The organism is Nocardioides ganghwensis (assembly GCF_014779655.1).
GTDB lineage: Bacteria > Actinomycetota > Actinomycetes > Propionibacteriales > Nocardioidaceae > Nocardioides > Nocardioides ganghwensis.
This window is the reverse complement of record NZ_JACXYX010000008.1, coordinates 218,654-227,612: the sequence shown is the minus strand read 5'-3', so window position 1 is coordinate 227,612 and position 8,959 is coordinate 218,654. Positions and strand designations below refer to the sequence as shown.

General features: G+C 72.1%; 12 protein-coding genes. 6 read left to right on the top strand and 6 right to left on the bottom strand.

Going from position 1 to position 8,959, the window contains the following annotated elements:
• From IEZ24_RS11980 to IEZ24_RS11970, 3 genes are all read right to left on the bottom strand, one after another.
• A partial coding sequence (locus IEZ24_RS11980) for a hypothetical protein (RefSeq protein WP_224745209.1) occupies positions 1–233 on the bottom strand: 233 nt, incomplete at its 3' end.
• Positions 234–719: 486 nt separating this feature from the next.
• The gene (locus IEZ24_RS11975) at positions 720–1,052 is read right to left on the bottom strand and encodes a DUF4235 domain-containing protein (RefSeq protein WP_129453895.1); all 333 of its coding nucleotides are present in this window, start codon (positions 1,050–1,052) and stop codon (positions 720–722) included.
• A 9-nt stretch (positions 1,053–1,061) separates the two neighbouring features.
• On the bottom strand, positions 1,062–1,520 hold the full coding sequence (locus tag IEZ24_RS11970) for a DUF3093 domain-containing protein (RefSeq protein WP_165355997.1): 459 nt from the start codon (positions 1,518–1,520) through the stop codon (positions 1,062–1,064).
• Between the two features lie 27 nt (positions 1,521–1,547).
• Between IEZ24_RS11970 and dut the strand changes: the two genes are divergently transcribed.
• From dut to IEZ24_RS11950, 4 genes are read left to right on the top strand one after another with little or no spacing between them, the layout of a single operon-like run.
• Positions 1,548–2,054 carry a dUTP diphosphatase gene (dut, locus tag IEZ24_RS11965; RefSeq protein ID WP_129453897.1) on the top strand — a complete coding sequence of 169 codons (507 nt, stop codon included), beginning with the start codon at positions 1,548–1,550 and terminating at the stop codon, positions 2,052–2,054.
• Between the two features lie 45 nt (positions 2,055–2,099).
• Positions 2,100–2,762 carry a DUF3710 domain-containing protein gene (locus IEZ24_RS11960; RefSeq protein WP_129453898.1) on the top strand — a complete coding sequence of 221 codons (663 nt, stop codon included), beginning with the start codon at positions 2,100–2,102 and terminating at the stop codon, positions 2,760–2,762.
• 3 nt (positions 2,763–2,765) lie between these two features.
• On the top strand, positions 2,766–3,128 hold the full coding sequence (locus tag IEZ24_RS11955) for an OB-fold nucleic acid binding domain-containing protein (protein ID WP_129453899.1): 363 nt from the start codon (positions 2,766–2,768) through the stop codon (positions 3,126–3,128).
• Entirely contained in the window at positions 3,125–3,841 is a 717-nt protein-coding gene (locus IEZ24_RS11950) for a DUF3159 domain-containing protein (protein ID WP_242498402.1), read from the top strand. The genes IEZ24_RS11955 and IEZ24_RS11950 overlap by 4 nt, the downstream gene beginning before the upstream one ends.
• 18 nt (positions 3,842–3,859) lie before the next feature.
• Here IEZ24_RS11950 and IEZ24_RS11945 read toward each other — a convergent pair whose 3' ends face one another.
• Together IEZ24_RS11945 and IEZ24_RS11940 are read right to left on the bottom strand one after the other, a co-directional pair.
• Positions 3,860–4,525 (bottom strand): potassium channel family protein, encoded by a 666-nt coding sequence (locus IEZ24_RS11945; RefSeq protein ID WP_129453900.1) that lies wholly within the window; start codon positions 4,523–4,525, stop codon positions 3,860–3,862.
• 17 nt (positions 4,526–4,542) lie between these two features.
• Positions 4,543–5,205 carry a potassium channel family protein gene (locus IEZ24_RS11940; protein ID WP_129453901.1) on the bottom strand — a complete coding sequence of 221 codons (663 nt, stop codon included), beginning with the start codon at positions 5,203–5,205 and terminating at the stop codon, positions 4,543–4,545.
• Between the two features lie 56 nt (positions 5,206–5,261).
• Between IEZ24_RS11940 and IEZ24_RS11935 the strand changes: the two genes are divergently transcribed.
• Both IEZ24_RS11935 and IEZ24_RS11930 read left to right on the top strand, forming a co-directional pair.
• Entirely contained in the window at positions 5,262–7,310 is a 2,049-nt protein-coding gene (locus IEZ24_RS11935; protein WP_129453902.1) for an APC family permease, read from the top strand.
• Positions 7,307–8,509, top strand: a complete 1,203-nt coding sequence (locus IEZ24_RS11930) for a class I SAM-dependent RNA methyltransferase (RefSeq protein WP_129453903.1) — start codon at positions 7,307–7,309, stop codon at positions 8,507–8,509. Before IEZ24_RS11935 ends, IEZ24_RS11930 begins: the two co-directional genes overlap by 4 nt.
• A gap of 5 nt (positions 8,510–8,514) precedes the next feature.
• Here IEZ24_RS11930 and IEZ24_RS11925 read toward each other — a convergent pair whose 3' ends face one another.
• On the bottom strand, positions 8,515–8,880 hold the full coding sequence (locus IEZ24_RS11925) for a DUF5655 domain-containing protein (protein WP_207206721.1): 366 nt from the start codon (positions 8,878–8,880) through the stop codon (positions 8,515–8,517).
• Positions 8,881–8,959 lie beyond the last annotated feature (79 nt).

The window sequence follows — 8,959 nt, the reverse complement described above, 5'->3', positions numbered from 1 at the left end:
GCCGCCAGCCCCCGCTGCGAGACATCCAGGATCCGCCTGACCCGACGCACCAGCCCCGGCACCTGCCCGGCGAACGGCCCCATCCACCACCACTCCCGCTCCGCCTCGGACCAGTTCACCATCGCATCCCGCACCGGCCCACCCGCCGGCCCATCCACCGGCCCACCCACCAGCCCATCCACCGGCCCATCCACCGGCCCATCCACCGGCTCGTCCCCGTTCGTGTCGCTCACGCCCACTCGCCCTCTCGATCTCCGGCCCCCGCCCGTCGCGGCGCCTCGTACCCCCATCCCACGCCCCACGACCGACACCCCGCACCCGCTCATCCACAACCACCCCGTACACGCCCCCACCTCGGCACCTGTGGACACTTCACGGCCCACGGCCCACGGCCCACGGCCCACGGCCCACACGGGGGCACGCCGATCCACCGCCACCCTTGCCCGTGAGTCCCCCACAGACTCACCGGCAAGCGCACGCGACCCCAGACACGCGCAGCCCCTGAGTCCCCCAGAGACTCACGGGCAAGGGAGCGTCACGGGCGCCGGCGGGCGCGCGAGAGCCCGGAGGCACACGATTGCCTCAGGAGTTCACGCGTACGGGGTCACCGACCGCGGGGGTCGCGCCTGCCGGCTCCGACGTACGGACGGGGGTCCGCCTCGAAGGCCTGGGCCCAGATCAGGACGGGTCAGGTCGGGTCAGGATGATTCAGGACTGGTTCAGGACTGGGGAGCCGGCGCCTGGGAGGCGTCCTGGCCGTCCTTCTGGAGCTGCGGGGGCAGGTGTCCGGTCGAGCGGGCGTAGTAGTGGGCGGCGCGCCGTGCGGCCAGCATCCGGGCGACGCCGATCAAGGTGCCGCTGAGCGCGGCCCACATGACCGCCTCGGCGAGGCTGACGTCGGGGTCGGCCGGGTTGGCGGGCGGGTTCTTGCCGGTGGCGGCGCGCCAGGTCGAGTTCAGTCCCTTCTTGGCCACCGCCGCGGCGCCGAGGGCTGCGGCGAGGGAGAACGCGGAGTAGAACTTGCTGCTGTTGTCCTTGGAGGAAGACGCCATGTCGTCACCCTATCCAGCGGTCCGGCGAGCCCGCCCCGCCTCGAAGGCTGAGACGAGCGCGTCGGGCCGCCGGCAGCTGACGAGCCAGTACGGCGTGGGATCGGCCGGGTCGTCGATGTCGACCCGCACGCCCCGCTTGAGGTACGGCCGCAGCACGAGATGTGCTCGGGCGTCGGCGTCGACACCGGCCTGGCGGCGTACGCCCTCCGCGTCGAGGGCGGTGACCTCTCCCACGAGATCGATCGGGATGTGGGCACGCCCGGCGCGGAAGGTCGTCCCGTCCACGGCGACCCGCGCGCGCCCGTACGCGAGGAACAGGGCCACCATGAGAGCGAGCGCGGCGCCGCTGATCGACCATGCGAGGGCCTCGGGCACGGCGACGACGAGCGCCAGCCACAGGGACGCCACGAGCATCGTGCCCTGCGCCCACCAGCGCAGCGGAACGGTGAGGCGTTCGGCGTAGTCCACGGCGCAGAGCCTATAGATTCAGTCCTCGTGCCCGACCACGACCCAAGCCAAGCTCCCGCCCGCGACCTCGACCCCGACCTCGACCCCGACCTCGAGGTCGCCGTCGTCCGCCTCGACCCCGGCCTGCCGGTTCCGTCGTACGCCCACCCCGGGGACGCCGGTGCCGACCTGCACGCCGCTGTCGACGTCGAGCTCGCGCCCGGCGAGCGCGCGCTCGTTCCGACGGGCCTGTCGATCGCGCTCCCGGACGGGTACGTCGCCCTGGTGCACCCGCGCTCCGGCCTGGCCGCGCGTCACGGGCTGTCCATCGTCAACGCTCCCGGAACGGTCGACGCCGGCTACCGGGGCGAGATCAAGGTGTTGCTGATCAACCACGACCCCGTCGAACCCGTCGTGCTCAGGCGTGGCGACCGGATCGCCCAGCTGGTGATCCAGCGGTTCGAGCGGGCGCGGTTCGTCGAGGTGGGGGTGCTGCCGGAGTCGGTCCGGGGCGCCGGGGGCTACGGTTCTACGGGTACCGGTTCGCGCGCGTGAGCCGGGGCCCGTGTCGAGACGAGCGCTGATCGAAGGAGTGCTGACGTGAAGTTCCGCCGCAAGGCAGAGGCCGCCCAGGCGTCCGCGGAGGACGCCGCAGACCGGAGCGCCCCGGACGAGGGCGCCGAGGCCGCGGGCGAGCGATCCGTGACTGCCGCGGGAGCCTCGGGTCCGTTCGACGTCTCCCAGGTCGAGGGCGACGGCATCGAGCGCGCCGACCTCGGCTCCCTGCTGGTGCCGGCGATCGCCGAGCGCGAGCTGCGCCTCCAGGTCGACGAGAAGACCGGCCAGGTGCGCGCGGTCATGCTCGCCGGGTCGGACGGCGCGTGCGAGTTCCAGGCGTTCGCGGCGCCCCGCAACGGCGACCTCTGGTCCGACGTCCGACCGCAGATCGCCGAGGACATGGTGCGCCGCGGCGGCCAAGCGACCGAGCGCGAGGGTCGATGGGGCACCGAGCTGGTCTGCCAGATGCCGGTGAAGCGACCAGACGGCACGGCCGCGACCCAGCCCTCGCGCATCCTCGGGATCAACGGCGACCGATGGATGCTGCGCGCGTCCTTCCTCGGCCGGCCTGCGCTCGACCCGGACGCCACCTCCGAGTGGGAGGACGCGCTCGCACAGGTGGTCGTACGCCGCGGTGAGCAGGCGATGCCGGTGGGTGAGCCCCTGCCCGTCACGCTGCCGGACGACGCCCGACGGGTCAGGTGAGCGATGGGCGAGAAGAGCCGGCTGCGGCAGGCCCTCTCGAAGTGGGCCGACAGCTCCGAGGCGCACCAGCGTGACCTGCGTGAGTCGCACGCGACGGCGGAGGCTCTGGCCATCGCCGACGCCCCCGAGCGCGAGCACGTCGTCGTCAACGGCGTCCTGCGCACGGTGACTCTCCGCCCACGGGGCGGCGTACCGGCACTCGAGGCCGAGCTGGACGACGGCTCCGGTGTGATCACCGTCGTGTGGCTGGGCCGGCGTCGGATCAGTGGCGTCGACCCCGGCCGCTCGATGACGGTCGCCGGCTGCATCGGCCGCCAGGGCGGCGTACCCATCATGTTCAACCCGCGCTACGAGCTCCGCCCGTGAGCGGCACCACCGGCCACCACCCGCCGGGCACCGACACCGTCGAGGCGGTGGTGCGCCAGCAGCTGTCCAAGGCGCTCGGTGGCCGCCGCGGCATGGCCGAGGCGGCGGTGCCCACGATCCTGTTCACCGTCACCTGGCTGACGATGCGCGACCTCGACCGCGCCCTCGCGGTGAGCATCGGGGCGGCGCTCCTGCTCCTCGTCATCCGCCTGGTGCAGCGCTCGACGGTGCAGTTCGTCGTCAACGCGCTCCTCGGCATCGGCATCGGCTGGTTCTTCGTCCAGCGCTCCGCGGCGTCCGGCGGGTCGGAGCAGGACCAGGCGCTCGCCTACTTCCTGCCCGGTCTGCTCTACAACGGCGGGTACGCGGTGGTGCTGGCCTTCACCTGCCTCATCGGCTGGCCGCTGGTGGGGTTCATGGTCGGCAGCATCACCGGTGATCCGACCGCGTGGCACTCCGACAAGCAGATCGTGAAGCTCTGCAACAGGCTCACCTGGCTGCTGGTGGCGCCGTGCGTCCTCCGGGTGGTCATCCAGGCTCCGATCTGGCTGGCAGGGAGCTCGGGCTCGATGGACCCGGACGCCGCCATCGCGGCACTCGGCGTGCTCAAGATCGCCCTGGGCTGGCCGCTCCAGCTCGCGGCGCTGGCCTCCATGGTCTGGCTGCTCTCGCGCAACCGGACGCCGGTCGAACCGGACGCGGCACCGGGCTGAGCGGACGGGCGTGGGAGCTCAGGCGTGGCCGGGGGAGAGCAGCTGCTCGAGCTCGTGCTCGACCTCGGCCGGCACCACGAACAGCAGCTCGTCACCCGACTCGAGGGGCTGCTCGGCCTCCGGGGTGTAGACCTGCCCGTCGCGCAGGATCGTCACGAGGGCGCAGTTCTCGGGGAAGGGGACCAGCCCGGCCGGCGTGCCGACGTAGGGCGAGTCGGCCGACAGGGTGAGCTCGACGAGGTTGGCGTTGCCCTGCCGGAAGGTGAAGAGGCGGACGAGGTCGCCGATCGAGACGGCCTCCTCCACGAGCGCGGACATGATGCGCGGCGTCGACACGTTGACGTCGACCCCCCACGCCTCGGTGAACAGCCACTCGTTGTTGGGGTGGTTGACGCGGCCGACCGTGCGCGGCACGCCGAACTCGGTCTTCGCCAGCAGCGAGGTCACCAGGTTCGCCTTGTCGTCGCCGGTGGCGGCGATGACCACGTCGCACTTGCCGAGCTGGGCCTCCGCGAGGGAGGACAGCTCACAGGAGTCGGCGAGGAGCCACTCGGCGTTGGGCACGCGCTCGGGACGGATCGCGGACGGGTTCTTGTCGATGAGCAGGACCTGGTGGCCGTTCTCGATCAGCTCCCGCGCGATCGAACGACCCACGGCTCCGGCTCCGGCGATGGCGACGCGCATGTGTGTGCTGTGCTCCTTCAGTCGTCTTGGGGGCCGGCCTCGAGCACGGCGTACGCGTGGGCGGCGTTCTCCTCGCGGATGACGAGGTGGATCATGTCGCCCTCCTGCAGGACCGTCTCGCGCGTGGGCAGCATTCCCTCGCCGAGGCGGTCGATCCACGCGATCCGGCTGCGCGACTGCATCTGGAACTCGACCGTCCGGTTGCCGATCCACGCCTCGGGCACCGGGACGTGGTCGACCCGGATGGTGCCGGACGGGTCGCGGAAGTCGGGCTCCGCGCCGGCGGGCAGGATGCGGCGCAGGATCTGGTCGGCGGTCCACTTGACCGTGGCGACCGTCGTGATCCCGAGGCGCTGGTAGACCTCTGCGCGACCGGGGTCGTAGATGCGGGCGACGACCTGCTGCAGGCCGAACGTCTCGCGAGCGACGCGCGCGGCGATGATGTTGGAGTTGTCCCCGCTGGAGACCGCGGCGAAGGCGTCCGCCCGCCGGATCCCGGCCTTCTCCAGCACCTGCTGGTCGAAGCCGTAGCCGGTGATCTTGTCGCCGTTGAACTCAGGGCCCAGGCGCCGGAAGGAGTCGGGCTCGCTGTCGATGACGGACACCGTGTGGTTGCGGTCCTCGAGGCTGCGGGCGAGCGTCGAGCCGACGCGGCCACAGCCCATGATCACGACGTGCACAACGGAACCGTATCCCAGCGAGGATATCGGCCGCTGCGGGTCTAGGCTTGCCGCCCGTGAGTGTCGGCGACGTGTCCAAGCGGATCCTGCTGGGCCGCAAGCTGCGCAGCAGCCAGCTGGGCGAGACCCTGCTGCCCAAGCGCATCGCGCTGCCGGTGTTCGCCAGCGACGCGCTGTCCTCGGTCGCGTACGCCCCCGACGAGGTCTTCATCATGCTCGCGATCGCGGGCGCGTCGACCTACGTCTGGTCGTGGAAGATCGGCCTCGCGGTCGCCGTGGTCATGCTCACCGTGATCGCCAGCTACCGCCAGACCGTGCACGCCTATCCGTCCGGCGGCGGTGACTACGAGGTCGCGACCGTCAACCTCGGACGCAACGCCGGCGTCACCGTCGCGAGTGCCCTGCTGGTCGACTACGTGCTCACCGTGGCGGTGTCGATCTCGTCGGCCTCCCAGTACGCCGCGGGCGCCATCCCCCCGTTGATCGGCCACGAGGCCACGGTCGGCGTGATCGCGGTGGCGCTGCTGACGGCGATGAACCTGCGCGGCGTCCGCGAGTCGGGGTCGTTCTTCGCCGTGCCGACCTACCTGTTCATGGTGGCGATCCTCGGCATGTGCGCGTACGGCCTGATGCGCCTCCTGGCCGGGGACCTGCCCGACGCGGAGAGCGCGGACCTCCAGATCGTGCCCCAGGCCGGCTGGGAGGAGCCGCTCACCCAGATCGGCCTGATGTTCCTGCTCGCGCGGGCGTTCTCGTCGGGCTGTGCGGCGCTCACCGGCGTCGAGGCGATCAGCAACGGCGTGCCGGCGTTCCGCAAGCCCAAGAGCCGCAATGCCGCCACCACCCTGCTCCTGCTCGGCCTCATCGCCATCACGATGATGATGAGCGTCATCGTGCTCGCCAAGCAGATGACGATCCGCTACGTCGACCCCCATCACCTCGAGCAGCTGCGCACGTCGAGCGGCGCGGTCCCCGAGGGCTACGAGCAGCACCCGGTGATCTCCCAGATCGCCGCCGGGGTCTTCGACCACTTCCCGCCCGGCTTCTACTTCGTGGTCACCGTCACCGGCATCATCCTCGTCCTGGCTGCCAACACCGCCTTCAACGGCTTCCCGGTCCTGGGGTCCATCCTCGCCCAGGACGGGCTCGCGCCCCGCTCGCTGGGCTCGCGTGGCGACCGGCTGGCCTACAGCAACGGCATCGTGTTCCTTGCCGCGATGTCGATGCTGCTCATCTGGGTGTTCGACGCCGAGACGACCAAGCTCATCCAGCTCTACATCGTCGGCGTCTTCGTGTCGTTCAACCTCAGCCAGCTCGGGATGATCCGGCACTGGACGCGCCACCTGCGCACCGAGAGCGACCCCGCCGTACGCAGGCGGATGATGCGATCGCGTGCGATCAACACCTTCGGCCTCGGGATGACCGCTGTCGTGCTGGTGATCGTGCTGGTCACCAAGTTCCTCGCGGGCGCCTGGATCACGATCCTGGCGATGGGCTTCTTCTTCGTCCTGATGCAGGCGATCGGACGCCACTACGCGCGCGTCGAGCTCGAGCTCGCGGCCGACGAGCAGGACAAGATCATGCCGACGCGCGTCCACGCGATCGTCCTGGCCTCCAAGCTGCACAAGCCCACGCTGCGCGCGCTCGCCTTCGCCCGCGCGACCCGGCCCAACGTGCTCGAGGCGATCTACGTCAGCATCGACCCGCGCGCGACCAACCGGCTGCTCGAGGAGTGGGACGAGCGCCACCTCGACATCCCGCTCAAGGTGCTGCACTCGCCTTACCGCGAGGTCGTGCGCCCGATCGTGGAGTACACCCAGGAGATCCGCCGGGCGAGCCCGCGCGGCGTCGTGGCGGTCTACATCCCCGAGTACGTCGTGGGCCGCTGGTGGGAGCAGCTGCTCCACAACCAGACGGCGCTGCGGCTCAAGGGTCGACTGCTGTTCACGCCGGGCGTCATGGTCATCTCCGTGCCCTACCAGCTGCGGTCCTCGCAGGTCGCGCAGGAGCGGGGCCGGCTCGACGACGCGCGCGTGCATGCCGGTGACCTCCGCCGCGGTCGCGTCGGCAACCGCGACACCGACCGGAAGATCGACGACGTATGACCCGCACCAGCCGTCCGCGCCGTGCCCGGGGCCGCTCGCGGGTGGGGGAGCGGTTCGAGGTCGAGGTGGGTCCCGTCGCCCACGGCGGCCACTGCGTCGCCCGCCTGCCCGAGCCCGAGGCGCGGGTCGTGTTCGTACGCCACGCGCTGCCCGGCGAACGGGTGCTGGTGCAGATCACCGAGGGCACCGAGGGTGACCGGTTCTGGCGGGGCGACGCCGTGCGGATCGACTCCGCCTCGCCCGACCGCGTGGCGCCGCCGTGCCCCGTGGCCGGACCGGGCCTGTGCGGCGGTTGCGACTTCCAGCACGTGGCCGTGCCGGCCCAGCGCGACCTCAAGACGGCCGTCGTGCGCGAGCAGCTCGTGCGGCTCGGCCGCCTGCCCGCCGACTCCGCGCTGGTCACCGCCCTCCGCGTCGAGGCCGTCCCGGTGCCCGGCCGGGCGGACGACGGGCTGAGGTGGCGCACCCGGCAGAGGTACGCCGCCCTCCCAGACGGACAGCCCGCGATGCGGGCGCACCGCTCTCACGACCTCGTCCCCCTCGAGGACTGCCTGATCGCGGTCGACGAGGCCCGCCCGCCCGTGTCGCTGGTCGAGGAGGCCGTCCCGCACCCGTCACGAGACCCCGTCATCCACGAGGTCACCGCCTCGGGCCAGACCCACGGCTTCGACGTCGCGGCGGACGGCTTCTGGCAGGTCCACCCGGAGGCACCGCGCGTCCTCGTCGAATCCGTCCTGGACCTGCTCGCGCCCCGGCCGGGTGAGCGGGCCCTCGACCTCTACGCCGGCGTCGGGCTGTTCGCCCGCTTCGTCGGCGAGGTCACCGGTGCCCGGGTGGTGGCGGTCGAGGCCGATCGCACGGCGTGCCGGCACGCCCGCGCCAACCTGTCGGCGCTGAAGGGTGCGGTGGTGGAGTGCGGTCCGACCGACCGGGTGCTCCGCGGCGGTTTCGACGAGCCGTTCGACCTCGTCGTCCTCGACCCGCCGCGGGAGGGCGCCAAGCGGGCCGTGGTCGAGCAGGTCGTCGACCGGCGCCCCCGCGCCGTGGCGTACGTCGCCTGCGACCCCGCTGCCCTGGGTCGCGACGTCGCGATCTTCGCCGAGCACGGCTACGAGCTGACGGCGATCCGCGCGTTCGACCTGTTCCCGATGACCCACCACGTCGAGTGCGTGGCGCTGCTGGAGCCGCGGCGCCGCTGACGGCGTCAGCCCGCTGCTGCGTACGCCTCGCCGAGCCAGGCGCACACCTCGGCGTCCACGTCGCCGGGGGCACGGAGCTCGAGGTGGTGCATCCAGGTGCGGGCGGAGGGGTGGACCACCTCCTTCCACCGCGGGCTCGCGTCCTCGCGCGGCAGGGCGATCGACAGGACGGCGGGCACGTCGCTGGCGACGTACTGGCCGGGGCGCCACAGGTAGGCGAACCCGGTGCGGCGGCGGAAGGCGACCTGGCTCCGGGAGACCCGCACCTCGTGGGGCCCGACGGACCCGACTGCCCGTACGACCGCGGCGGCCATGCCCTGGCCGTCAGGGTGCCCGGCGAAGAACCGGACGGCGGGATGCTCGGTGACCACGGGACCAGCCTGTTCCCGATGAAGCCCCGCGTCGAGTGCGTCGCACCTTCGCCGTGTTCCGGCCCCGACCTCCCGTGCT